The sequence below is a fragment of the Corynebacterium sp. genome, from assembly GCF_030532195.1.
In the GTDB taxonomy this organism is placed as follows: Bacteria; Actinomycetota; Actinomycetes; order Mycobacteriales; family Mycobacteriaceae; genus Corynebacterium.
Genome location: NZ_JAUNLP010000001.1, coordinates 572,127 through 597,409 on the forward strand (window position 1 = coordinate 572,127; position 25,283 = coordinate 597,409).

Genomic DNA, 25,283 nt, shown 5'->3' on the forward strand with positions numbered 1-25,283 from the left:
AAGAGCGATAATCACATGGCAAAAACTCGCACCTCACAACCTTCAACCATGAGGTTTCTGTGGAAGCAGTCTCAGCAGCGACCGCTGCCGCTCTACTGCGTCATAGTCGCGGCGTTGATTGTTGTGAGCCTGGAGTCTGTCCTGCCGCTGCTCACCCGTGATGCCATCGATGTGGCAACGGGCGCTTCTGATGGTGGAGTTCCCGCTAGCCTATTGCCAAGCCTGACTCCGCTTCAGGCTGTTATTACGGTTTTCCTGATTGTTGCAGTGGCACGATTTGCAGCTCAGGCAGGTCGCCGCTTTTTCTCGGGCAAACTGTCCATTGATGTTCAGCATGACCTGCGCTTAAAAATCCTGAGCTCACTCCAGAGGCTGGACGGCCCTGCTCAAGACCGTGTCAATAAAGGCCAGGTCGTGTCCCGCTCTATCTCGGATCTGCAAGCGGTGTCTGGCTTGTTGGCAATGTTGCCGCTGACACTTGGGTCCGTCGTAAAGCTGGTAATCACCGTCGGCATCATGATTGCTCTGTCGCTGCCGCTGACGTTGGTTGGGCTCGCCGTGACCCCTGTAATTGTGGCGATTGCCGTGCGCTCGCGCGACAAACTGCATGCGGCAACATGGTCCGCTCAGCAGCAGGCTGGCGAAATTGCCGGGCATGTCGAGGAGACGGTGTCGGGGGTTCGTGTAGTCAAGGCGTTTGCGCAGGAAGACAATGAAGTTGCGAAGATGGAGCGCAACTCCTCCCTGCTCTACTCGCTGCGTCTGCGAGCTGCGAAGTTGAGCGCTCGGTTCCAACCGGCGCTGCAGTCGCTACCACAACTCTCGCTGGTTGGAAACATTGCTGTCGGTGGTTGGCTGGCCATTCACGGACACATCACTATAGGCACGTTTGTGGCATTTGCGACTTATTTGACCAGCTTGACCACACTGTCGCGCCTGGTATCCAACATGGTGATTTCGATGCAGCTGACATCCGCCAGCATCGACCGCATCAGCGAGGTCATCGACGCACGTCCGGATAACCCCGAGCCCACCAGCCCTCTGCCACTTCCGCAGGGCCCCGTCGGCGTGAGCTTCAACAACGTCACGCACCACCGCGGTGGCCGGGTCTTGATTGATGATGTCTCTTTCACCGTCGCCCCGGGATCCACGTTGGCTCTCATCGGCCCGCCAGGTTCCGGCAAGACCATCGCAACCGAGCTCCTGGCACGGCACTACCTGCCCGATTCCGGCACGATTACCATCGATGCACCTGGTCAGGACACTTCTGCCGATACCGCGCAGATGCTGTCGGATGACGTATATCAGGCCATTACTGTCGTGCCTGATACGCCATATCTGTTTGCCGGCACACTGCGCGAAAACATCGCTTTTGCCAATCCAGAAGCCTCCGACGAGGAGATTGCCGCCGCGGCAGCAGCAGCGCAGGTCAATTTCATCGATGAACTCCCACAGGGTTGGGACACCGCCATTGGCGAGCGCGGTCACAATCTCTCCGGTGGTCAGGCACAGCGTGTGGCGCTTGCCCGCGCTTTCCTCGCCCAGCCACGCATCTTGGTTCTCGATGATGCCACCTCCGCGATTGATGCCGCCACCGAGCTGAATATTTTTAACGCTCTGTCGCGAGATCTTGCCGACACCACGATTGTCATCGTCGCGCACCGTTCCTCCACGTTGGAGCAGGCTGACGAAATTGCTGTGTTTGAAGACGGCGCGATCACCGGCATCGGCACCAAAAACGAGCTCATCGCCACTCACCCACGCTTCACCGAGCTCATGGACATCGACCGCAACGACTACCCCGAGATCGAAAACCTCGTCCTCGACCCCATCGACTTCGAAGAGCCCAGCGTCGAGGAACTCTGGCCGAGCAACGATGACGCAGACACCACTGACGCATCTGCTTTACGACGCCGCAACGGTGCGGGGGTCAGGAACGCAGGCGGTCCCAGCAGCAATGGTGGAGGTCATGGCCGTCGTCCCGGCGGTGGTCGTGGCGGCATGGGCGCAGCCCTGGCCAATGCTCCGGCCACGCCAGAACTGCTCGAGCGCGTCCGGAATCTCCCACCGGCTGACGAGAAGCCACGAGTTCCCGCAGCTGCAATCGACAATTCCGAGGCATTCTCTCTGACTCGGCTGCTTTCTTACGTCCGTGGCCTCTTTGCCGCTGTCATCGCACTGCTGGCTCTCATTGCCGTTGCGGACCTGGCCTTCCCCATGCTTGTCCGCTACGCCATCGACCACGGCATTAGTGAACGCAACGAGGCTATTTTGTGGGCCTGCGCAGCTGGCGGTTTGGCGACGGTGCTTATCAGTTGGCTCGCTGTCGCCACCAATGCCGTCGTCACCGCCCGCACCGGCGAGCGGCTTCTCTATGCCCTGCGTGTGCGCTGCTATCGCCACCTGCAATCACTGGGCATCAACTACTTCGAGGCAAACCGGTCGGGCGCGATAATGACGCGCATGACGACGGACATTGATGCTCTGTCCTCGTTCCTGCAAACGGGCCTTGCGCAAGGCGCCATTGCCACCTTTACGCTTATTGGTGTCTCTGGTCTGCTTATTGCTACTCAGCTTTCCCTTGCCGCCGTCGCACTTTTAACGCTGCCGATTATCGTGGTCGCCACTCTGGTTTTCCGGCGAGTCTCCTCGCGGTTGTACAAGGCCGCCCGTGAGCAGCTGTCGTTGGTCAACGCGGACTTCCAGGAAACTATCGGTGGTCTGCGCGAGATTCAGATGTACCACCGCGTCGAGGATATTGAACAGTCCTTCGCCGATGAATCCAACAAGTACCGTCGCATCAGGCAGCGCGCTCAGTTCGCTGTGGCGCTGTTCTTCCCCGGCATCAACTTCGTCTCTGAAATTGCCACAGCTGCAGTGTTGGCTGTGGGTGCAGGCCAAGTGGCGGCTGGCACCACTAGTGCTGGCGTGCTAGTTGCCTTCACTTTGTATCTGGGAATGCTCTTTGGCCCCGTGCAGCAGCTGTCACAGGTGTTCGATGGTTATCAGCAGGCCAAGGTCGGTCTGAACCGCATTAGCGATTTGCTGCAGACTGAGCCGATGCCCGACCACGGCACTTTAACCGGTGCCGCTGACGCCGCCGCGGGCGATCTTCGCCTGGACAAGGTGACCTTCACGTACCCCGTAACGGATGCAGCCACGAAGCGTCCACAAGTCCTCGACGAGTTGGACCTCACGATTACTGCGGGTGAAACAGTTGCCATCGTAGGATCTACCGGTGCCGGTAAGTCCACCATCATCAAGCTCTTCGCCCGCTTCTACGACCCCGTCGACGGCGCCGTTCGCGCGTCAGAAACCGACATTCGAGACTTCCCGCTGACCGATTGGCGACGCACCCTCGGTTATGTCCCCCAAGAATCACACCTATTTTCGGGGACAGTAGCAACAAATATTTCCTACGGTCTGCCGGGCAGCAGCCACGCTGACATCCAGCGCGCAGCTAAAAACGTCGGCGCCTTGAGCACCATCGCCAGCTTGCCGGGTGGTTTTCATCACCCAGTCGGCCCTGACGGACGCGGTCTCTCCTCCGGCCAACGCCAGCTAATTGCCCTCGCACGAGCCGAAATGATGCGCCCTGAGCTGCTGCTTCTCGACGAAGCCACCGCGACCCTGGATCCCGCAACTGAGTTGGCAATCCTGGAAGCTACCGACCGCGCTTCGCGCCAACGCTCTGCAATTATCGTGGCTCACCGACTCGCAACCGCAGCTCGGGCCGACCGAATTTTGGTTCTCGACCACGGGCGTATTGTCGAAGATGGCTCCCATGATGAACTATTAAAGGCAAGCGGCCACTACTCTGAGCTGTGGAGCAAGTACCATATGGGGAGCGCTGTGGTGTAGCAATTCAGAATCTTCGTTATCCTTGAATGACACTTCAAAGCTTGCGCTCATTAGAATAAACGTGAGTTAGTAAAACTACGACGAAAAGAGGCGAGTACCTGCCGTGAGCAGCGACATGAGCTTCGGCCAGAACGAATGGCTGGTCGACGAGATGTACCAGCAATTCCAGAAGGATCCACAAAACGTGGGTCAGGAATGGCGCGAATTCTTCGCAACCTATACTCCGTCCCAAAAGGGCGAGGATCTTTCCGCTTTGGCAAAGCCCGCAGCAGCCACGAAGGAGGAAGCACAGGCCACTGGGCGCCGCGAGTCCAAGGGCGTCGACGGTCCTAAGAACCCGAACAAGTCCAAGACGCGTAAGCCCAAGCAATCTCCGATGGATGCCGCGGCGAAGGCCGAGGCAGTTGAATCCGGCGAAACTCAGCTGAAGGGCGCTGCCCGAGCTATCGCTAAGAATATGGATGTCTCGCTGGAGATGCCGACGGCAACTTCGGTCCGCGACATGCCGGCTCGACTTATGTTCGAAAACCGCACCCTGGTGAACAACCACCTGGCGCGTACCCGCGGTGGCAAGATTTCCTTCACCCACATCATTGGCTACGCCATGGTGAAGGCAGTCATGCTCCACCCGGACATGAACAACAACTACAAGGTTGTTGACGGCAAGCCGACTCTGGTTACGCCGGAACACATTAACCTGGGTCTGGCAATTGATATGCCAGCAAAGGACGGCTCTCGTTCCCTCGTGGTTGCTGCTATCCGCGAGTGTGAGAACCTGACCTTCAAGGAATTCGTTGACGCTTACGAAGACATTGTCGTTCGTGCTCGCCACGGCAAGCTGACCGGCAAGGATTTCCAGGGTGTCACCATTTCCCTGACCAACCCGGGCGGTATCGGCACTCGCCACTCTGTCCCGCGTCTGACCAAGGGCCAGGGTGCCATTATCGGTGTCGGCGCTATGGATTACCCGGCACAGTACGCCGGTGCTTCCGCGGACCGTTTGGCAGAGATGGGCATCGGCAAGCTGGTGACCATCACCTCTACTTACGACCACCGCATTATTCAGGGCGCGGAGTCCGGTGAATTCCTCCGCACCATGAGCAACCTGCTCATTGATGACAAGTTCTGGGATCACATCTTCCAGACCATGCAGGTTCCTTACACCCCAATTCGTTGGGCACAGGATCTGCCGAACACGGGCATCGATAAGAACACCCGCGTTATGCGCCTGATTGAGGCTTACCGCTCCCGCGGTCACCTCCTGGCTGACATCGACCCGCTGCGTTATGACCAGCCGAATATGGCTGCTCCGAACCACGCAGACCTGGATATCCACGAGCACGGCCTGACTCTGTGGGATTTGGACCGCACCTTCAACGTCGGTGGTTTCGGTGGCAAGGAGAAGATGACCCTGCGCGAGGTGCTCTCTCGCCTGCGCAACGCCTACTGCCTGAAGGTCGGCTCCGAGTACACCCACATCCTCGACCGCGAAGAGCGCGAGTGGCTGGAGGCCCGTATTGAGGGCGGTCAGCCGAAGCCATCTCACGCTGAGCAGAAGTACATCCTGCAGAAGCTCAACGCTGCTGAGGCTTTTGAGAACTTCCTGCAGACCAAGTACGTCGGCCAGAAGCGCTTCTCCCTTGAGGGTGCTGAGGCAATGATTCCGCTGATGGACTCCGTCATTGACACCGCCGCTGGCGCTGGTCTGGACGAGGTTGTCATCGGTATGCCGCACCGAGGACGTCTCAATGTTCTCGCAAACATCGTCGGCAAGCCGCTGCGCCAGATTTTCACTGAGTTCGAAGGCAACATCGACCCAGCTCAGATCGGTGGCTCGGGCGACGTTAAGTACCACCTTGGTACTACCGGCCGTCACCTGCAGATGTTCGGCGATGGCGAGATTGACGTCACCCTGACCGCTAACCCGTCTCACCTCGAAGCTGTTAACCCAGTTGTGGAGGGTCTGGCACGTGCTCGCCAGGACCTGATCAACAAGGGCGAAGAGGGCTACTCCGTCATGCCGCTGCTGCTGCACGGTGACGCCTCCTTCGCTGGCCTGGGCATCGTCCAGGAGACCCTGAACTTGCAGGCCCTGCGTGGTTACAAGGTCGGCGGTACCGTCCACATCGTGGTCAACAACCAGATTGGTTTCACCACTTCCCCGGACTCCGGTCGCTCCTCTTACTACGCAACCGACATTGCCAAGACCTACGGCTGCCCGGTCTTCCACGTCAACGGCGACGACCCAGAGGCTGTTGTCTGGGTTGGCCAGCTGGCTGTGGAGTACCGCAACCGCTTCGGCAAGGACGTCTTCATCGACCTGGTTTGCTACCGCAAGCGCGGCCACAACGAGGCCGACGACCCGTCGATGACTCAGCCGCTGATGTACAAGATCATCGATGATAAGGAAAGCGTCCGCGCTCAGTACACCGAGGACCTCATCGGTCGTGGTGATATCTCCGAAGAGGAGTACGAGGCAGTACGCCGCGATTTCCACGATCAGATGGAAGCCGTCTTCAACGAAGTTCGTGCTGCTCAGGATGCCAAGCCGGGCGACCAGACCGGTATCGCCGGTTCTCAGCCGCTGCCGCACGGTCTCAAGACCGGCATCGACAAGGCCGAGATCATGGAAATCGGCCAGTCCTACGTCAACGTCCCAGAGGGCTTCAAGGTTCACCCGCGTGTTGCGCCGGTCGCTAAGAAGCGCGCTGAGATGACGCAGGAAGGCGGCATCGACTGGGGTATGGCCGAGCTGCTGGCTATCGGTTCCTTCACCGGTGCCGGCATCGACGTCCGCTTCGCTGGTGAGGATGTCCGCCGCGGTACCTTCACGTCTCGCCACGCAGTGCTTGTCGATGCCGAAGACGGCTCGGAGTACAACCCAATTGACGCTTACGGTAAGTCCAAGAATGGCGGCCGCTTCATGATCTACAACTCGGCACTGACCGAGTATGCAGGCATGGGCTTCGAATACGGCTACACCCTGGGTAACCCGGATGCAGCAGTGTTCTGGGAGGCACAGTTCGGTGACTTCGCCAACGGTGCTCAGACCACCATTGACCAGTACGTTGCCTCCGGTGAGGCCAAGTGGGGTCAGACTTCCAAGCTGATCCTCCTGCTGCCGCACGGTTACGAGGGCATGGGTCCGGACCACTCGTCGGCACGCATTGAGCGCTTCCTGCAGCTTGCTGCTGAGGGCTCCTACACGGTGGCTCAGCCGTCTGAACCGGCTAACTACTTCCACCTGCTGCGTCGCCACGTTCTGTCCGACCTGCACCGTCCGCTGGTTGTGTTCTCGCCGAAGTCGATGCTGCGCAACAAGCTGGCAACCTCTTCTGTCGAGGACTTCACCAACCCGAACAAGTTCCGCTCCGTCATTGATGACCCGCACTTTGCCTCCAAGGACAAGTCCGGCATCAAGCGCCTACTGCTCTGCTCCGGCAAGATCTACTGGGAGATGGAGAAGAAGCGCAAGAAGGAAAAGCGCGACGATATCGCTATCGCTCGCCTGGAGATGCTGCACCCGCTGCCGCACAACCGTCTGCGTGAGCTGTTCGAGTCCTACCCGGACCTCGAGGAAGTCCGCTGGGTTCAGGATGAGCCAGCTAACCAGGGCCCATGGCCGTTCCTGGCTCTGAACCTCCCAGAGGTTCTGCCGGATATGCCGAAGCTGACTCGCGTTTCCCGTCGTGCTCAGTCCTCCACCGCAACTGGTGTGGCCAAGGTCCACCAGATTGAGGAGAAGGCGCTGCTGGAAGAGGCTTTCAGCTAAACCCAGCTAACCTCGGCTAAGCCCCGCAGTCTGATGCTTACCTAGAGTCGTAAGCCACGAAAGGCTCCCACCACATGGTGGGAGCCTTTTTATTGCTTAGGGCAGCGAGAAAGTCGGGAGCCGGGAACCGGCAGCCACCGGTTGCAGGCCGCACAAGTTACAAGCTGCAAGTCACAAGCTGCAAGTCACAATCAACGAAACCTCCCCCGCTAAAACTACTAAATACTGCTGCATCGTCCAGTGGTTAGCCACAGCTGTGGCATCTTCCCCACTGGCAACCAACCTGGTCATCTCCTTCAAGTCCTCAGTACTGAGCGATCCAGCAATCTCATTGAGGACCTTCACGCGATCATCGCGGTCAAGAGCCGGCTTAATGTAGAAAGGCACCAACCATTGCGGCAGGTCAGCCCCAGGATTAGACGATGGCACATCCGCGCAGGCCTGAGCCATGCCGGCATCGGTGGCCATGACCTCGCCTGGCAGGGAGCGCGAGAAAGCATCATAGACGCGGTCACGCCACTTGGGGCTGTACTTCTTGTCCGGAGTGGTATCAGCGGCGTATTCCTGCGCCAGTTCCCTGGCTGAGGCGGGATCGCTGAGGCCTAATAACTCTCCGGTGCAGCCAAATGAGACCAGCACTGCCCCATTACGAACAGCTGTCAGACGGTCCACACCATCCTTGAGGCCGACGACCTTTCCAGCACGGCCACTGTTGGCAAAGCTCTGCGCATACACCTCGGCCAGCACTGCCTGCTCGGGATCGCTCAAATCGGCCCCAACGGTAACGACAGCCTGCTGTTGCGAAGGCACAGGCATCTGCGGATCTTGAGACGCGCACGCCGTTAGTCCAGCCCCGAGGCTTAGCCCGGCCACAAGACCGCTAATTACCACTTTAAAACCCCAGGTAGAGGGGCTGTTTTTACCCCTTTCCCCCACCTTTCCCAGGCGAAAGTGGAGTCGAGCGTGAGCACGTCTAGAATTAATCATCGATATACAGCGTAACCTACGAACGGATTGTGAGGTCTCCCAATGACAGCGGAGAATAACAGCAGCGAAAATGCCGCTAATGAAGCTCGCAATCCGCGATCTACGCAGGCTGCAAAGCCCAGCAAAACGGCCCGAGCGACAACGGCCGCAAAGACAGTGGCGAAGACTGCTGTCTCGAAGGTGACGCGCAGCAACAATTCGTCGTCAAGCGAAGTAACGCCGACTGCTGAAACAGTACGCAGCGCGTTGCGTGACTGCGGTGTGTACATCGGCGGCAAGCGTCTGCCCGGCACGTACGATCATCGTTCGGGGCTGGCGGAGGTACGGCGTTTCGGCGAGGGCTTTACCTGGCTGTCGCTATCGCGCCCGAACGCCACTCAGATGGATGCCATTGCGGAGCTCTACGGCCTCGATGACCTGACGGTGGAGGACGCGCTGACCAATCGTCAGCGCCCAAAGATTGAGATTCACGAAGATCACGTGGTGTTCGTGGTCCGCTCTATCCACTACTCTCCGGAGGGCCTCGCGGATGACGAAAATGAGATCATTCGCTCTGGTCAGCTGATGATTGTCATCGGCCCGGAGTACGTGATTACCATCCGTATGGGCATGCCCAGCTCGGATATGCAGCGGATTAGCAATCGCGTGGAAAACACCACCGACGCCATCGACTACGGCCCCGCCGGTGTGCTGTGGGCGCTGACGGACAACCTCGTGGACGCGTACCTGCGCATTGCCTACCAGCTGGAAGACCGCGTTGAAATTATGGAAGACGCCGTCTTCGAAGTGAAGTCGGAGTCGGATATTGAGGAGGTGTACATCCTCAAGCGTGAGATTCTGGAGATGCGCCACGCTATCATGCCGCTGACGCCCGCGCTGCGTTCGCTGATGAATCTGCGTGAGGACATGATGCCGAAGGAAATCAGCCGTTACCTTTCCGACGTGCTTGACCACCAGCTGGTCGCCGCGGACCTCGTCGCTGGACTTGATGAGCGCCTCTCCGCCCTCATCGACGCCGCCGCCGTCAAAATCCAAATCCAGCAAAACCAGGACATGCGTACCATCTCGGCATACGCGGCGATTCTGGCTGTGCCCACCGCGCTGGCTGGTATCTACGGCATGAACTTCGACAAGATGCCCGAGTTGCATTGGGAGTACGGCTATTTCATCGTGCTCGCCATCATGTTTGCGATCGTCGCGTTCTTGATTTGGCTGCTCCGCCGCAACAAGTGGCTGTAGCTTCGGCGCTTTCGCTTTCGCGCTTTACGACGGCCATTGCGCCTAGACTTCCGTCGTTGTAGCGGTATTTACGCAGGTTATGTGTATCTGGCCGATGGTGTAGTCGGTAAACTCCATTAAGGAATCAACTTTTCTTAACGGATTTAAGGCACCTTAATGAGTAACAACCCCTGGGAGCTCCCACCACCGGAGCAGAACAATTCCGATGCGTGGACGCTTCCACCAAACGCGGAAAGTGAGAATCGCCCTGGTCCAGCCGTACCTGAATCTTCGCAATTCGATCCCCTGCGTTTTCAGCTGGCATCATCAAAGCCATCGTCCGGTAAGAAGAAGTTCAACTTCAATGGCAAAGTACTCGCAATAGTCGCGGTTATTGTCGTGGTAATTGCCGGAGGCACCACTGCATATTTCGTCACCGGTGGCGGCAAGAGCCTTGCCGCAATGTCGTATATCTCCAGCGAAGACCCGGGACCGGATCCATTTATGGATTCCACGGTCAATACCGATGCGGCTCCATCCTCGGACAATCCCTATCTGGTTAACACGTCTCCTCAGGGAGCTGTTGCCGGTAGCGATCCCAATATTTACGGCGGAACCGGTGAGCTCAGCGTTTGCGATGCCGCAGCGCTGGTTTCCAATCTCCAGAACAACAGCGACCTCAACGCCGCGTTTGCCGAGGGTATCGGGATCAATGCAGCTGACGTGCCGCGGTATGTCACCTCGCTCACGCCTGTGGTTCTGCGGCAGGATACATGGGTTACCAATCACGGCTACGACAATGGCCATGCGGTGCCGTTTCAGGCTGTGCTGCAACGTGGTACTGCTGTCATGGTTGATGCCTATGGAGCGCCCCGCGTTCGATGCTCATGTGGCAACCCGCTTGCCGAGGCCTGGAATGGATACACCGCTCCCGAGACCGCCAAGGCCAACTGGGACGGCTACGACCCACGCACTGTTGTGACCATCTACCAAACCGATGTCACGATTAACACCTTCAACGTCATCAACGTTGACGACGGCATCTCAAACGAAATAAGCATCACTAACGATGACTCAGTCACCCAGCAGCAGGTCCTCGATGCCGTCACTGAGAACACACCAGTGACCACGCCAAAGGACATGGGCGTGCGTCCCGACGGCAAACTCCTCGGAGAAATGGGACTCTCAGAAGCCGACGGCGACTCCGAAGAACGCCCGACCGGCGGAGATCGCTTCTCTGACTACCAGCAGTGGGTTGAAACTGGATTTGGTGGCGCAAAGGAGGATAACGCGAACGGTTCGAACAGCACTACTGATGTTGAAGGGACTACGCCGGTCGATCCTGCTGAGTTTGAACAACGGGTAGGACCAGAATTCTTGGGGAATTACTACATCGAAATTGAAAATCGCGGAGTCGGCTGTTTCATCAACACCGAAACAAATGGAATTTTCTGTTACGTCGACTCATTGGCTGAGTCTGGGCAACAGGGGCCAATCGTCAACTTCGACGGCGGCTCATCTAACAGCCACGGAGCGCTAAACTTCCTCGTCTTTGGAGGCCCACCAGGAGGATTTACTGCAAGCGCGCTTATGCTTGAAAGCCCACTACATGGCATCAACCCAGATCGTCGACTTCGCCCAGGTGAATCCGTAACAATCGGTGACTACACCTGCTTCAACCTCGAAAACACCATGGGCTGCACGGCACCTGTTACACGGTTCGATATGGACCCCAACGGCGATGTCTACGTAGACAGAGGCGAAGTGCCCGTTAACCGTAAGTAATGGGACCCCGCCTTACTTCGCCTAACTGCAGGAGCTACCTAATTGTGATTCCCGCCGAGTGCCCGCTGCGCAAGCAGGTCGCGTGCGCGCTCGGCATTGCGGGGGTTGCAAAGAACGTCGTAACGCTGCGCGACAATCTCCGTCGTGGTGGAGAAATCACGCTTGCCGTTTTGCATGGCGTACGGAACAGCGGCCAGGACGATGCCGAAAATAGCACCCATGCCCAGGCCGACAATAAGCGGGCTGACCCAATCTTCCTGGAAGAGGCCGAGAATCAGACCGAAGAAAAGGCCCATCCACAAACCGTACAGGGCACCGCCGCCAATGACTTTCGGCCAGGTCAGGCGGCCGACCACGCGTTCGACCTGCATCAAATCGACGCCGACGATGGTGAGGTCAGACACTGGAAACTCATCACGATCACTGAGCGAATCGACGGCAGCCTGCGCGGCCTCGTAATTTGTAAAACTGCCCACCGGCCAGCCCTCAGGTACCTTGCGCTGAGGCATCCTGGACCTCATGCTCTGCCTTTGCTGATCAGCCATCGGTTTCCCACCTGTTCTCTGCTATAAAAATCTGTCTTGAGCGTTAGTTCCAGCCTAACGGCAACCGCGGCCAGACCCCGCTTTCTAATGCTATTTATGTTCAACGCAGCACATCTGCGGATTGTTCCTGCCCTTTACCACTGTCGTGCACAGCTGTCGCGCGGATTGTGAATTTTGGTGATTTGGCCGCAAGTTCTTCTCCCGCCGCCCTCTCGCGTTAAGATTCACTACATAATGTCTACGATTACTGAAGCTGAAGTTCGCACCGCCTTGGCGCAGGTCGAAGATCCTGAGGTACGTCGTCCGATTACAGAGATTGGCATGGTCAAGTCCATCTCTGTGGCGGACAACAATGACGTCGCCGTCGAGATCTACCTGACCATCGCCGGTTGCCCTATGAAGAACACCATCGTCGAGCGCACCGAGGAAGCTCTGAAGGGCCTTGATGGCGTTGGCAATGTCACCGTCACCACCGATGTGATGAACGACGAGCAGCGCCGTGAGTTCCGCAATGCTGTCCGCGGGAGCTCCTCCGAGCCGGTGATTCCGTTCGCCCAGCCGGACTCGCGCACTCGCGTTTTCGCAGTTGCCTCCGGTAAGGGTGGCGTTGGTAAGTCCTCCGTGACCGTTAACCTCGCCACTGCTCTGGCCGCAAAGGGCCTGTCGGTCGGCATTCTCGATGCCGATGTTTACGGCCACTCCATCCCGCACATGATGGGTTCCGAGGATAAGCCGCACCAGGTCGATGACATGATTATGCCTCCGCAGGCCCACGGTGTCTCCCTGATTTCCATTGGTCACTTCATCGACGACAATTCCCCAGTTGTCTGGCGCGGTCCGATGCTGCACCGCGCTATCCAGCAGTTCCTGGCCGATGTCTTCTGGGGCGACCTGGATGTGCTGCTTTTCGACCTCCCTCCGGGAACCGGCGATATCGCTATCTCCGTGGCTCAGCTCGTCCCGAATGCCGAGCTGCTAATTGTTACCACACCGCAGCTGGCTGCCGCTGAGGTTGCCGAACGCGCGGGTACCATCTCACTGCAGACTCGCCAGCGCATCGCCGGTGTTATCGAGAACATGAGCTGGATGGAAATGCCGGATGGCTCCAAGATGGAGGTCTTCGGCTCCGGCGGTGGCGAGACTGTCGCCCGCCGTCTCACCCAAATCACCGGCGGTAAGGTCGACTTGCTCGGCCAGGTTCCGCTGGATACCAAGCTCCGCGAGGGCGGCGATGAAGGCACGCCAATCGTCCTGTCTGAGCCGGATAAGGGCGCTGGCAAGGCACTCAACGACATCGCTGACAAGCTCGTCGTCCGCCGCGAATCGCTGGCCGGCAAGTCCCTCGGCTTGGGTGTCACTCCCAAGTAGTTTTTCGCTTTACGACGTCCACGCGAACGCCTCCTGCTCTTGATACATGTCTCGAGCAGGAGGCCTTTTACTTTTGTATCCCCGTCCTGTCCTGGGCATGCAGAAACTGCCAGCGTTTATGGCATTTCAGGCCTATTTTCGGCTGCATTTTTGCCATAAACGCTGGCAGTTTCTGGGCGGTATGAGAGGGCTAACGACTTCTAGAGATTGTCATCGTCAACCCAGGCCTGAACCCCGCGTGGCCGCTGAGGCTGCTGAGGCTGCTGTGGCTGAGGTGCCTGCTGAGCTTGCTGGGCTTGCTGCGCCTGGCGAGCCTGCTCCACCGGATTCTGCCACGCACCAGCGGCAGGCTGCGCTGGCTCCTGGTACTGAGCCGGCGGAACCTGCTGGTTATACGGCGCCTGTGGCGCCTGCGGGGTCGGCTGAGCCTGTGGTGCCTGCGGAGCGCTCGGGGTGCCACCAGGATTAGCATCTGGATTACCACCCGCAGCAGGGCCACCGGTCAACATATCCAGGTAGGTGTCATCGCCGTCGAAAAGCGTCCTGGTGATGGCGGTCTTCGGGTTGAGACGGCGCAGCTCCCCCAAATCCTGGAGCGGCTTGCGCAGGTCATCGAAATCCTCGCCAAACTCATCGGACAGGCTCTCGCGGGCATCGCTAATGGCATTGCGAGCAGCCAGCAGTAAAGCGCGGAAGTCCTGAATTACCTTCGGTAACCGCTCAGGGCCGACGAGAATCAATCCCAGGATGAAGATTACGAGAATCTCGCCCCAGCCAACATTTGAAAACACGTTATACCACCTTAGTTGCCGCAGGATTGATATGCAGCATCATTAAGTCACAGCGTCACACTCTAAACTTTCGAGCCCCCGGAATTACTCAGGCGTGACCTTCACTTCGAGCTCCGCCCCATTGCGCACAATCTTCAGCGTTGCCTCGTTACCAGCACCGACAGTCCACAGCGCAACTGTGAGCTCATCTGCAGACGATACCGCGCGCTCGCCAACAGCTGTGACCACGTCCCCCTCGTGGATTCCTTCACGGTCAGCCACGCCATCGGGAAGCACACTGGCAATCTCCGCGCCGGCAAGCGCCCCATTGGACACCGTCCGCGCAGTCACGCCAATTCCCGGATGAACCGGCTGCTCACCAGCGATAAGCTGCTCTGCAATAGAGACCGCAGAATTGATGGGAATGGCAAAACCCAAGCCCTGCGAACCACCGGACACCGTAAAAATCACCGTATTAATACCGATGATTGCACCACGGATATCCACCAGCGGGCCACCGGAGTTACCAGGGTTAATGGAGGCATCCGTCTGGATGGCATCGGCAAAGCCATCGGTATCAGTGCCCTCTGCCGCAAGCTTCACCGGACGATTCACCGCCGAGACAATGCCGGAAGTCACCGTGCCACCGAGACCCTGCGGCGAGCCCATAGCCACCACCGTGTCACCGACTGCCACCTTGGCGGAATCCCCCAGCTGCGCCACGGTCAGGCCAGCGACATCATCGACCTTAATTACCGCGATATCCGTCTTCGGATCGCGGCCGATAATCTTGCCCGGCACCTTCTTCAGATGCCCGCCGTCCCAAAAGGTCACCGACATCTCAATATCAGGCCGATCCGCAACCGCCGAAACCACGTGATTGTTGGTCAGAATATGACCATCACCATCAATGACAAAACCCGAACCAACACCGGACATCTCACCGGCGCTCACCGAAATTGATACGACAGCCGGCCGCAGTGCGTTAGCGACCTTGCCAATCTCCGTGATGTCACCGTTCCCCGGCCGTCCCTCGACCTGCTGCAATTCCACGCGCTGATAGTCCGAGCGGAACGTCTTGCCAGCCCATCCGCCGACATAGCCACCGATGCCACTGAGTGCCAGCACCACAGCTGACCCCGCCGCAATCACGCGCCACGGCACCTCGCGGCCAAAAATCACTTCCCGCGCGCTGACGCGGGGAGCGGTTTTCGGGCGAGGCTTCTTTTTCGCTGCGGGTTTACGCGCTGGACGTCCCGTCGTCATGCGTGACGACGAATCCTGCCACGGCGAATACTCTTCGGTGGCGGCGCTGGGAACGTCGTCAAGCGGTGAATCGGGACCGCGCTGGAGCCCACCGGTGTCCTCCGCACGATCGTCGCCAGGCGCAAACGCCGAATTATCATAAGCGTGCTTTGCCACTAGTGGCTCCCGCCCTTACGGATGTCACGGACAATCTGCTCCAGCGCAGCACTCAGCGACTCCGGGCGGCGATGCACCAGATAGCGGACGGAGCTCCTGGGCGCCTGCGGGCGATTTTCATACTCACCGGCAAGGCCCGCCAGCCGCGCCCGCACCTCGGCAGGAATGTGCAGCGCCTGACTATCCCGCAGGCGCTTTGCCGCCTGACGCTGCTTAGCGACCTCCCGGCGACACGACGAGCACGCCATCAAGTGGGCCTGCGCACGACGCTCTGCAGCTGGCGACAACTCACCATCGACAAAAGCGGCAATCGCCTCGGTGCCGAGATGCTCCGTGGACAAAAACCGACTCTCGTGGTCCTGCCGAATCACTAGGACGCCGCACCTCCTTAAATCACACCGATATAACTAGCCCCACAATAGCGCCTACTGCACGCGCAGTGTGGAAAACCTAGCCGGCAGTGACTGCCTCCGCCTGCTCCTGGCGCTCCCGCTCCAGGCGCTCCAGCGTGGCCCGCAAACTGGAACGAGCACGGTGAATACGCGAGCGCACAGTGCCCATCTTGATGCCCAAGGTATTGGCAATTTCCTCATAGGTCAGCCCCACGACATCACACAGCACAACCACTGCACGGTAATCCGGCTGCAACTCCGACAGTGCAATTTCCAAGTCCGGATCGAGCATGGAGTCCTCGACCGCCTGCTCCGGAGTCTTCAACGTACCCGGCACGCGGTCATAATTTTCCGGCAGAGCTTCCATCCGGATGACCTGGCGGTGGCGGACCATATCCAAAAACAGGTTGGTGGTAATGCGATGCAACCAGCCCTCAAAAGTGCCAGGGCGGTACGACTTCAGCGAGCGAAAAACACGCATGAAAGTCTCCTGCGTCAGATCCTCCGCGTCCTGCTGATTACCGGTCAACCGATATGCCAGGCCATAGACGCTATCCGCGTGGGCCTGGACAAGTTCCGACCATGAAGGCATCTCCCCCACACCCGCATCAAATGCCGCGGTGCCGGACAGTTGCTCATCTGAATCAGAATCTGGGGCGCCGCCGAGGGTGCCGCCAGCGTTGACGTGTTCGGTCATGGCGCTCAGTGTTCCTTACCAACCTTAGGGTTGGATTGACCTTACCCTGAAAATACTTTGAGAGTCCAGACAAGTTTTCACCACCATGTCACACCTCATCCGGCGCGCCCCGCTGCCCTGAACACACTTTTTTCCTACGCTATAGGACGTGTCCGATACCTCTACTTCTGCTAGCCCGCACTCCGCTCTTGACGCAATTGCACAACACGTCAACAAAACCACCCCGGCGTCCGAAGCGATTACCAACGCCCGCGAAAGCGCCCGGGAATACGGCGTAGCTGTTCCTGACGACATGGCCGGCGCAGCACTGACCGCGCTGATGGCCATGACCAGCTCGCGTCGCGACGGCCACCCCGCCGCAGTCATCGCATCGCCTGCCGCCGGAGTTGTCGGCCTCCACTTGGCCGCAGGGCTTGGCGAAGACGGCGTGCTCACCTGCATCGACCCGGAAATCGAGCATCAATCTCTGGCCAAGGCCGCTTTCCGAGCCGCCGGTATCCGCCCGAACCGCCAGCGCTTCCTGCCTTCGCAGCCGCTGGAAGTCATGCAACGTCTGGCCGCGGACTCTTACGACCTCGTCTACCTCGATGTCGCGCCCGCCACGATTCGCGCCGCCCAGGAAAAGGCCTGGCCGCTACTCCGCTCCGGCGGCGCACTCGTCATCGTCGGCGCGCTTCTCGACGGTACGGTTGCGGACCAATCCCGCAGCGATCGCGATACCGCTGCTGCGCGCGAGGCAGATGAGTACCTGATGCAGCTTGAAGATGCCCTGGTTATGCGCCTGCCGCTGGCAGCTGGCACGACCATCTTGGTAAAGAAGTAGTTTCTTCTTCGTCGGCGACGCTGACTGGAGCACCTGGACGATAAAGCCGACTCGCTGGCTGGTGGATTAAGCGCTCTCTGATGCCGATTCCCAGGCATACCGCCTACAAGCTCAAACTACGCAAAAAGGCTGGCAGCAAAAAGGCACGCACCAACTCGGCGCGTGCCTTTTATTCACTCAAAGCGGGCTAGATAACCTGGCCCTTACCGACGGAGATAACTCCGCCAGCGCTGATCTTGAAGCGCTCCGCATCCTGTTCCGGATCGCCACCGATAATTGCGCCGTCGGAAACGACAACGTTCTTGTCCAAGATTGCGTGGCGCACAACAGCTCCGCGGCCGATGCGCACGCCTGGGAACAGCACAGACCCCTCGACAGTGGCGCCATCTTCCACGATGACGTTGGTGCTGAGCACGGAGTTGCGAACCGTACCACCAGAGACGATGGAACCGGCACCAACCATGGAGGCCTGAGCAATACCGCCCTGGACGAACTTCGCCGGCGGCAAGTTCTCCTCCGAGAACGTGTGGATTGGCCACTTCTTGTTGTAGAGGTTGAACACTGGGTGGACGGAAATCAGGTCCATGTTGGCTTCGTAGAAGGCATCAATGGTACCGACATCGCGCCAGTAGCCCTTGTCACGCTCGGTCTCGCCCGGGACGAAGTTTTCCTTGAAGTCGTAGACGTAAGCTTCGCCTTCTTCCACCAACATCGGAATGATGTCTCCGCCCATGTCGTGGTTGGAGTTCTCATCTTCCGAGTCACGCTTGAGTGCCTCAATCAGCGCGGAGGTGGTGAAGATGTAATTACCCATAGATGCGAACGTGGAGTCCGGGTCATCCGGGGTACCGGGTGGATCAGCTGGCTTCTCCAGGAATTCCGTAATCCGGTTGTTCTCATCGGAGTCGATGACACCAAAGGCACTTGCCTCCGAGCGTGGCACGCGAATACCTGCAACGGTCACGCCAGCGCCAGACTGGATGTGAGCATCCAGCATCTGCTGCGGATCCATGCGGTAGACGTGGTCTGCACCGAATACGATGACGTACTCCGGATCCTCGTCATAAACCAGGTTCAGCGACTGCAAAATCGCGTCCGCCGAACCGGTGAACCAGCGCTTACCCAGTCGCTGCTGGGCCGGCACCGGAGTGACGTACTGACCGGTGATACCGGAGAGCTGCCACGCCTGCGAAATGTGACGGTCGAGCGAGTGGGACTTGTACTGGGTCAGCACACAGATCTTAAGAAAACCTGCGTTGACCAGGTTCGACAGCACGAAGTCGATCAGCCGATAGCTGCCGCCAAAAGGCACGGCAGGCTTAGCGCGGTCTTCCGTCAGCGGGAAGAGACGCTTGCCTTCGCCACCGGCAAGGACAATGGACAAAACATGTGGTTGACTCCTCACACCAACCAACCTATATGTGATTAACAATCCTCGCTGCCGGTCTCCCCTACCCACCACCCACACCGGGGCGTATCAAGCGACGGAATATGTCAAATCTGGTTACGCTGGAATCATGCGTGTTGCCATGATGACCAAGGAATACCCTCCGGAGATTTACGGCGGAGCAGGTGTTCACGTAACCGAATTGACTCGTTTCATGCGTGGGCTCGACGGAGTCGACGTCGACGTTCACTGCATGGGCGGTCCCCGCTCCGAAAAGGACGTCTACGTTCACGGTGTCGACCCGGAGCTCGAAGACGCCAACGCCTCCATTAAGACGCTGTCCACCGGACTGCGTATGGCCAATGCCGCTGCGGCAACCGATATTGATGTCGTTCACTCCCACACGTGGTACTCGGGTCTGGGTGGCCACCTCACTGGCCTGCTCAAGGGCATTCCTCATGTGGCAACCGCTCATTCGCTGGAGCCACACCGCCCGTGGAAGCGTGAGCAGCTCGGTGGCGGCTACGACGTTTCCAGCTGGTCAGAGCGCAATGCCATGGAGTACGCCGATGCTGTCATCGCCGTCTCTGCCCGAATGAAGGACGCCATTCTGGATGCCTACCCGCGCATTGATGCTGACAAGGTCCACGTGGTTCTCAACGGCATTGACACCAAACTGTGGCACCCACGCCCGACATGGGAGGAGTCCAAGGAGCAAAACGGCTGGTCCGTTCTGGAAGAGCTGGGCGTTGACCCAACTCGCCCAATGGTCGCTTTCGTCGGTCGCATCACTCGCCAGAAGGGCGTCGCTCACCTGGTCAAGGCCGCTTCTCACTTCGACGATGGCGTACAGCTGGTGCTGTGCGCAGGCGCACCGGATACCCCGGAGATTGCCAAGGAAACCGAGCAGCTGGTCCATGATTTGCAGGAGCAGCGCGACGGCGTGTTCTGGGTGCAGGACATGCTGCCGAAGGAGAAGATTCAGGAAATCTTGACCGCCGCGGATTCCTTCGTCTGCCCGTCCATCTACGAGCCACTGGGCATCGTCAACCTCGAGGCCATGGCCTGCGGCACCGCTGTTGTCGCCTCTGATGTGGGCGGCATTCCGGAGGTCGTCGTCGACGGCGAGACCGGCACGCTTGTGCATTACGACGAATCGGATGCCGAAGGCTTCGAACGCGGCATCGCCGCAGCGGTCAACAACATGGTCGCTGACCGCAATCGCGCAGCCAAGATTGGCCAGGCTGGTAAGAAGCGCGCAGAAGATGTCTTTAGCTGGGAGAATATTGCGGAGCAGACCGTTGAGGTCTACAAGTCACTGATGTAGCGCAGCATCGCTTTCATGACCGGATTGCTTCTACCTCCTTTCTTTGACCTATTTAGGAGGTAGGCATCCGGTCTTTTAGATTGAAAATGGCGTTAACCAGCAACTTTCCTGTTATCCGGGCTTTCATTGGCGTTAAACTGGAGCTATGAGTTTCACACGCCGCGTAGCCGCGATTGGCTCCGCGATCACCATTGCGCTGGCCTGTGTCGTCCCGCAGCCGGCGCTTGCAAGTACTGCGGCCACTAGTGCCGCTTCCATCACGGCATCGGTTACTGAACGAGGCCCTATGGGGCAATCGGGACGCTGGTTCACCGATGGCGACGGCCGAGCATTCCTGACTCAGGACGTCAACATGGTCTACAAGCATGAGCCCTACACACCGGAGGCCGGTGGCTTCGATGAAAATGACGCTGACTGGCTCGTAGAACAGGGCTTTGACTCCGTTCGCTTGGGCATCATTTGGAAGGCCGTCGAGCCAGAGCCCGGCGTCTACGACGACGCATACCTCGATTCCATCCGACGGACCACAAAGATGCTGTCCGACCGTGGCATCGCTGTGCTTATCGATGCGCACCAGGACATGTATAACGAGAAGTTCGAAGGTGAATTCGCTCCGGACTGGGCCGTTATTGATGACAATTTCCCCAGCCTGCTCAAAGTGGGTTTTCCCGCCAACCAGGCTCTCAATGTCGGACTGATTCGCGCCTACGATAGCTTCCTCAATAACCGGCAGGGTCCCGGTGGCGTCGGCCTGCAGGAGCGCTATGCCGCGATGTGGGGCCACGTTGCCAGTCGTCTGGGCGATCTGCCTGGTGTGATGGGCTATGACATCATGAACGAACCGTGGCCGGGATCTGCCTACCCCCTGTGCTATCTGGCACTGGGCAATTGCGGGCCCGCAAAGGAAAAGCTCGATGGTCTGCACCAGAAAGCGGCTGATGCCATCGTCAAGACTGATCCGGACGCCATTGTCCACTACGAGCCGTACTCCATGTGGAATACCGGGCTGAACACCAACCCTGCTGCACCGAAGGTGGCTCCGCCTGCGGGTACCGCGCTGAGCTGGCATGTCTACTGCACGACGAACGCGCTATTCAACACCTACACCGGTTGTGACTTCTTCGACGGCCGCACCTTCGACAACGCAGAAACAGTCTCTTCTGCCAATGGGTCGGCGACACTGTTGTCGGAATTCGGCGCTACCGACGATGCCGACACGCTCAATGGCGTGATTAGCCTGGCGCGCAGGAACCTTGTTGGCTGGCAGTACTGGGCGTACTGCGGGTGCAATGATCCGACCACCCAAAACCAGCGTGAACAGGGAATTGTCGCTGATCCGACGGTGCCGGGTCCGGTCACTAGCGATGCCGTCAACCCGGCAAAGCTAGCCATTGTTGCTGCACCGCACGCTCGCGCGATTGCCGGCACACCGCTGGAGACCACGTGGGATGCAAATGCCAAGGTCTATCGCGCCAGCTGGAATAACGCCCGCGTCGATGGCCAGGGCACGTTTGGTGCGGGTTCCACTAGCGAACTCGCCGTTCCAGCAATCAACTACCCGAATGGTTTCACTGTCGATGTCGAAGGCGGCTATGCCACCATCGGCGCTGATGGCCATACCGTTGAGGTTGTCTCGGCTGCGGACAACACCACCGTCACAATCCATCCGAAATAAATCGAATACGGGATTGAGCACTCAGTAAGAACTACTTCCGCGCTCAGTGTCAGTCCCCTCTTGTCCCGGCAGCTAGTGCTTCCTACCGAAGCGCTGTCTGGCGGGACTTTTCCTTTTCAAGGCTACTATTTGGGGTATGACCACTAAGACCAATCTCCCCACAGTCCGCCACACGTTCTTCCAGAACTCGCTGATGTCCGCGCTGCTCGATGGCATTTACGACGGCGAAATGACCATCGGCGAGATTCTCGGTCACGGCAACTTCGGCATCGGCACCTTCGACGGTCTCGACGGTGAAATGATCATCCTCGACGGTGTCTGCTGGCAAGTGCGTCACGACGGCTCCGCCACCCAGGCCACCTTGGACCAGCGCAGCCCGTACACGGTTGTGACCAACTTCGTGCCACACACGACCATGGATGCGCCGGAGAATCTCACTCGCAAGGAAATTAGCCCTATCATCGACTCACTGGTGCCCAGCCAGAACTTCATGTACGCACTGCGGATTACTGGTGAATTTGAGTGGGTGAAGACTCGAACCGTCGTAAAGCAGGCGAAGCCGTACCAGAAGATGGTTGATGCGACGGAAGAAGACGCGTCGGTCAACTTTGAGAATGTGCGGGGCACGATTGCCGGGTTCCGCACGCCGGTGTATGAGAAGGGCATTTCGGTGCCCGGCTGTCACGTGCACTTCCTCGCCGACGGTGGCACGGGTGGCGGGCACGTGCTGGACTTCAAGTTGCGTTCCGGAACCATCGAACTATGCCCAGGCACTGACCTGCAGCTTCGTTTGCCGTTGACGGCGGAGTTCTCGGACGCAGATCTGGCTCCGGAGGATTTGGATGATCAGATCCACAAGACCGAGGTCAAGGAATAGCCGCTACTCCCCCGGTCGGCCGAGGCGGGTGACATAGGCGCGGGCGGTGACGTGCATCTCGGTGGGCAGGGCGGCGATGCGTTCCTGCAGCACCTCCGGGTGAATATGGCGTGCCGACGGGCTCATACCAATTTGCGTGGCGATGGCCTGCTGGTTGAGGTTCATGCCGAACTCGACCAGCTCGGGGTCGCCGACGGGAACAAGGTGGCCTTCTGCCTGAGCAATCATGCGCTCGACCTTGCCGCGCTCGACATCGATGATGCCAAGTGGCTCGCGCAGCTCACCGAGGTGACCCGTCGTTGCGGTAAGAACCACGACCTGGCCACCAGGCTTGAGCACGCGGGCGAACTCCTCAGCGTTGCGTGGTGCGAAGACAACGGTAATCGCATCGATGGAGTTATCCCGCAGTGGCAGGCGGGCCCACGCGTCAGCCACCACGGCACCGAGCCGCGGATGGCTCTTGGCCAGGTGCTTTGCGGCCGGTACGGAAACATCGATACCGACTCCGCGGGAGTTGGCAATACTGTCCAGCGTGTGGGCCAGGTAGTAGCCGGTGCCCGCACCGACTTCGCAGATGACCGGGCTGGCTGCCTCTGCCACACCGGCATCGTCAAGCACGTCCTGCACGTTGCCAGTCACGGCTTCCACAAACGGTGCGTAGTGACCACCGGAGAGGAACTCCTCACGAGCGGCAATCATCTTGGCATCGTCGCCGGTGTACCGGAGCCCTGCGCCACCTGCGAGGGTGACGTACCCCTGGCGGGCGATGTCATAGCTGTGACCGGACTCAGACTTGAGGGTCATTCGTTCGGCGTCACCAAACTTCAGATCAGTGCCATCAATTGGATCTGCAAGCACATCAATGATGTCAGCTAGCACGTCGACCACTCCTCAAACCGAGCTAGAAAAATAATTTTTTCCATCTTAGCCCGCGCATTGCTGGGCCAAACAACACAACCCACCTTATGCAGTAATTCACATCACCCAAAACGCAATGAGGCAACCTACGCCACATTGGGGCGTAGGTTGCCTCATCACCATGTTCTGTGAGCCGCTAATTGCTCCCAGTTTTACTCAACTACCGCAGCAAGGGCAGCGCCGAGCTCCTTTGCTTCATCTGGGGAGAGCTCCACGACTAGACGTCCACCGCCATCAGCGGGTACACGCATGACGATCTTCTTGCCTTCCTTGACTGCCTCCAGCAGGCCATCGCCCGTGCGCGGCTTCATTGCTGCCATGTGAACTCCTTCGTTCTAAACAATGTCGATGCAGGAGTAATCCAGCTTCCTACACGCAGGTTGAGAGGAGCTGGGGAAAAATTCATATCCCGGTCGGTCAGGTTGTGGTCGGCCAGGTCCCGGTCGGCATTTTTCACTACTTCACTTCATCATAGTCTTTTGGCCGAAATTGTGAGTGGCTCTGACTATCGCAGCAGCTCACAGCGGATAAGGTGCGCGCTTTCCCAGTAAATCTATGTTTCAGAGTGTTGAACAATCCGGTTTCAGACTGCGTTTTAGAGCCGCACTAAACCAGGCCGCGCACCGGATGCAGCGGCGCAAACTCACCTGCGATGGCAAGTGTCATCCGGCAGACATCAAGTGTCTCAGCTACCTGATGCGAACGAAACACCGCCACACCGGCTGCAGCAGCATGCGCTGTCGCCGCCAGTGTTCCCGGAACCCGCTCGCGCAAGGGTCGGTCGAGGGTCTCACCGACAAAGTCTTTATTCGACAGAGCCATAAGCACCGGCCAGCCGGTGGCCACCAGTTCATTGCAGCGTCGCAGTAGCTCTAATCCGTGGTAGGTGTTCTTGCCGAAGTCATGGGTGGGATCGATGAGGATGCGATTTTCCGGCACACCCGCATCTACTGCCCTTTGGGCAAGCCGACCAGTTTCTGCGATGACATCGTCGACGATGTCGTCGTAACGCACGCGAATCGGATTGGTGCGTGGCAGTGCCCCGCCGGTGTGTGAACAGACGTAGCCGACGCCGTGGGAACCCGCAACTTCCGCGAGCTCCGGGTCGTGGCCTGCCCATGTGTCATTGATGAGGTTGGCACCTGCGGCGATGGCGGCCTCGCCGACCTCGGCGCGCCAGGTATCAACGCTGATGTGAAGGTCCGGATAGCGCTGGCGGACCTTTGCGATAGTCGGGACCACACGGTCAATTTCTTCGGCGACCGTAACTTCGGCACCAATGCCCGCCTTGACTCCCCCAATGTCGACGATGCCGGCGCCGGCGGCGATAACGTCATCGACACGCGCGAGCGCGGCTTCCTCCGCGGCGGTGGCACCGCGGTCATAGAACGAATCCGGGGTGCGGTTGACGATAGCCATCACCGTCGGAACCGCTGAGTCCTGGTAAAAACTCCGCAAA

The 25,283-nt window shown here is 58.8% G+C and carries 19 protein-coding genes; 9 read left to right on the top strand and 10 right to left on the bottom strand.

Annotated features, from left to right (window positions below):
* Positions 1–48 precede the first annotated feature (48 nt).
* Positions 49–3,861 carry an ABC transporter ATP-binding protein gene (locus Q4E11_RS02545; RefSeq protein ID WP_303163343.1) on the top strand — a complete coding sequence of 1,271 codons (3,813 nt, stop codon included), beginning with the start codon at positions 49–51 and terminating at the stop codon, positions 3,859–3,861.
* 103 nt (positions 3,862–3,964) lie between these two features.
* The gene (locus tag Q4E11_RS02550) at positions 3,965–7,633 is read left to right on the top strand and encodes a multifunctional oxoglutarate decarboxylase/oxoglutarate dehydrogenase thiamine pyrophosphate-binding subunit/dihydrolipoyllysine-residue succinyltransferase subunit (RefSeq protein WP_303163344.1); all 3,669 of its coding nucleotides are present in this window, start codon (positions 3,965–3,967) and stop codon (positions 7,631–7,633) included.
* A gap of 171 nt (positions 7,634–7,804) precedes the next feature.
* Here the strand turns inward: Q4E11_RS02550 and Q4E11_RS02555 are convergent, their stop codons facing one another.
* On the bottom strand, positions 7,805–8,449 hold the full coding sequence (locus tag Q4E11_RS02555; RefSeq protein WP_303163346.1) for a hypothetical protein: 645 nt from the start codon (positions 8,447–8,449) through the stop codon (positions 7,805–7,807).
* Between the two features lie 213 nt (positions 8,450–8,662).
* Between Q4E11_RS02555 and Q4E11_RS02560 the strand changes: the two genes are divergently transcribed.
* Both Q4E11_RS02560 and Q4E11_RS02565 read left to right on the top strand, forming a co-directional pair.
* Positions 8,663–9,859 carry a magnesium and cobalt transport protein CorA gene (locus tag Q4E11_RS02560; RefSeq protein ID WP_303163349.1) on the top strand — a complete coding sequence of 399 codons (1,197 nt, stop codon included), beginning with the start codon at positions 8,663–8,665 and terminating at the stop codon, positions 9,857–9,859.
* A 156-nt stretch (positions 9,860–10,015) separates the two neighbouring features.
* Positions 10,016–11,623, top strand: coding sequence for a DUF6777 domain-containing protein (locus Q4E11_RS02565; RefSeq protein ID WP_303163351.1), 1,608 nt, complete (start codon positions 10,016–10,018; stop codon positions 11,621–11,623).
* Between the two features lie 38 nt (positions 11,624–11,661).
* On the opposite strand, the gene Q4E11_RS02570 is transcribed toward Q4E11_RS02565, so the two are convergent.
* A complete protein-coding gene (locus Q4E11_RS02570; protein ID WP_303163352.1) occupies positions 11,662–12,144 on the bottom strand; it encodes a general stress protein in 483 nt (160 codons plus the stop codon).
* Between the two features lie 258 nt (positions 12,145–12,402).
* On the opposite strand from Q4E11_RS02570, the gene Q4E11_RS02575 reads away from it, so the two are divergent.
* The gene (locus Q4E11_RS02575; protein ID WP_303163353.1) at positions 12,403–13,536 is read left to right on the top strand and encodes an Mrp/NBP35 family ATP-binding protein; all 1,134 of its coding nucleotides are present in this window, start codon (positions 12,403–12,405) and stop codon (positions 13,534–13,536) included.
* A gap of 200 nt (positions 13,537–13,736) precedes the next feature.
* Here the strand turns inward: Q4E11_RS02575 and tatB are convergent, their stop codons facing one another.
* The 4 genes from tatB to sigE form a co-directional block, all read right to left on the bottom strand.
* The gene (tatB, locus tag Q4E11_RS02580; RefSeq protein WP_303163354.1) at positions 13,737–14,327 is read right to left on the bottom strand and encodes a Sec-independent protein translocase protein TatB; all 591 of its coding nucleotides are present in this window, start codon (positions 14,325–14,327) and stop codon (positions 13,737–13,739) included.
* 84 nt (positions 14,328–14,411) lie between these two features.
* Entirely contained in the window at positions 14,412–15,728 is a 1,317-nt protein-coding gene (locus tag Q4E11_RS02585) for a S1C family serine protease (RefSeq protein WP_303163356.1), read from the bottom strand.
* The gene (locus Q4E11_RS02590; protein ID WP_303163357.1) at positions 15,728–16,099 is read right to left on the bottom strand and encodes an anti-sigma factor; all 372 of its coding nucleotides are present in this window, start codon (positions 16,097–16,099) and stop codon (positions 15,728–15,730) included. The genes Q4E11_RS02585 and Q4E11_RS02590 overlap by 1 nt, the downstream gene beginning before the upstream one ends.
* 79 nt (positions 16,100–16,178) lie before the next feature.
* The gene (sigE, locus tag Q4E11_RS02595; RefSeq protein ID WP_303163359.1) at positions 16,179–16,817 is read right to left on the bottom strand and encodes an RNA polymerase sigma factor SigE; all 639 of its coding nucleotides are present in this window, start codon (positions 16,815–16,817) and stop codon (positions 16,179–16,181) included.
* A 148-nt stretch (positions 16,818–16,965) separates the two neighbouring features.
* Here sigE and Q4E11_RS02600 point away from each other — a divergent pair, with 148 nt between their 5' ends.
* A complete protein-coding gene (locus tag Q4E11_RS02600) occupies positions 16,966–17,640 on the top strand; it encodes an O-methyltransferase (protein ID WP_303163360.1) in 675 nt (224 codons plus the stop codon).
* Between the two features lie 187 nt (positions 17,641–17,827).
* On the opposite strand, the gene glgC is transcribed toward Q4E11_RS02600, so the two are convergent.
* Positions 17,828–19,045: a glucose-1-phosphate adenylyltransferase gene (gene glgC, locus Q4E11_RS02605; protein ID WP_303163362.1), complete on the bottom strand. Its 1,218-nt coding sequence runs from the start codon at positions 19,043–19,045 to the stop codon at positions 17,828–17,830.
* Positions 19,046–19,157: 112 nt separating this feature from the next.
* Between glgC and glgA the strand changes: the two genes are divergently transcribed.
* The 3 genes from glgA to budA all read left to right on the top strand — a co-directional run bounded on the left by glgA (position 19,158) and on the right by budA (position 22,906).
* Positions 19,158–20,354 (top strand): glycogen synthase, encoded by a 1,197-nt coding sequence (gene glgA / locus Q4E11_RS02610; protein ID WP_303163363.1) that lies wholly within the window; start codon positions 19,158–19,160, stop codon positions 20,352–20,354.
* Positions 20,355–20,499: 145 nt separating this feature from the next.
* The gene (locus Q4E11_RS02615; protein ID WP_303163365.1) at positions 20,500–22,029 is read left to right on the top strand and encodes a cellulase family glycosylhydrolase; all 1,530 of its coding nucleotides are present in this window, start codon (positions 20,500–20,502) and stop codon (positions 22,027–22,029) included.
* Between the two features lie 136 nt (positions 22,030–22,165).
* Positions 22,166–22,906 carry an acetolactate decarboxylase gene (gene budA / locus Q4E11_RS02620; RefSeq protein WP_303163367.1) on the top strand — a complete coding sequence of 247 codons (741 nt, stop codon included), beginning with the start codon at positions 22,166–22,168 and terminating at the stop codon, positions 22,904–22,906.
* Between the two features lie 3 nt (positions 22,907–22,909).
* On the opposite strand, the gene Q4E11_RS02625 is transcribed toward budA, so the two are convergent.
* The 3 genes from Q4E11_RS02625 to folP form a co-directional block, all read right to left on the bottom strand.
* Positions 22,910–23,785: a methyltransferase domain-containing protein gene (locus Q4E11_RS02625; protein ID WP_303163369.1), complete on the bottom strand. Its 876-nt coding sequence runs from the start codon at positions 23,783–23,785 to the stop codon at positions 22,910–22,912.
* A 191-nt stretch (positions 23,786–23,976) separates the two neighbouring features.
* A complete protein-coding gene (locus Q4E11_RS02630; protein ID WP_303163370.1) occupies positions 23,977–24,144 on the bottom strand; it encodes a DUF3117 domain-containing protein in 168 nt (55 codons plus the stop codon).
* 286 nt (positions 24,145–24,430) lie between these two features.
* Positions 24,431–25,243, bottom strand: coding sequence for a dihydropteroate synthase (folP, locus tag Q4E11_RS02635; protein WP_303163372.1), 813 nt, complete (start codon positions 25,241–25,243; stop codon positions 24,431–24,433).
* Between the last annotated feature and the right edge of the window lie 40 nt (positions 25,244–25,283).

Coding starts and splice junctions, on each gene's coding strand:
- Q4E11_RS02560 (WP_303163349.1), top strand. CDS start 8,663: ATGACAGCGGAGAATAACAGCAGCGAAAATGCCGCTAATGAAGCTCGC.
- Q4E11_RS02545 (WP_303163343.1), top strand. CDS start 49: ATGAGGTTTCTGTGGAAGCAGTCTCAGCAGCGACCGCTGCCGCTCTAC.
- Q4E11_RS02575 (WP_303163353.1), top strand. CDS start 12,403: ATGTCTACGATTACTGAAGCTGAAGTTCGCACCGCCTTGGCGCAGGTC.
- glgA (WP_303163363.1), top strand. CDS start 19,158: ATGCGTGTTGCCATGATGACCAAGGAATACCCTCCGGAGATTTACGGC.
- budA (WP_303163367.1), top strand. CDS start 22,166: ATGACCACTAAGACCAATCTCCCCACAGTCCGCCACACGTTCTTCCAG.
- Q4E11_RS02565 (WP_303163351.1), top strand. CDS start 10,016: ATGAGTAACAACCCCTGGGAGCTCCCACCACCGGAGCAGAACAATTCC.
- Q4E11_RS02630 (WP_303163370.1), bottom strand. CDS start 24,144: ATGGCAGCAATGAAGCCGCGCACGGGCGATGGCCTGCTGGAGGCAGTC.
- Q4E11_RS02570 (WP_303163352.1), bottom strand. CDS start 12,144: ATGAGGTCCAGGATGCCTCAGCGCAAGGTACCTGAGGGCTGGCCGGTG.
- Q4E11_RS02555 (WP_303163346.1), bottom strand. CDS start 8,449: ATGCCTGTGCCTTCGCAACAGCAGGCTGTCGTTACCGTTGGGGCCGAT.
- sigE (WP_303163359.1), bottom strand. CDS start 16,817: ATGACCGAACACGTCAACGCTGGCGGCACCCTCGGCGGCGCCCCAGAT.
- folP (WP_303163372.1), bottom strand. CDS start 25,243: ATGGCTATCGTCAACCGCACCCCGGATTCGTTCTATGACCGCGGTGCC.
- Q4E11_RS02615 (WP_303163365.1), top strand. CDS start 20,500: ATGAGTTTCACACGCCGCGTAGCCGCGATTGGCTCCGCGATCACCATT.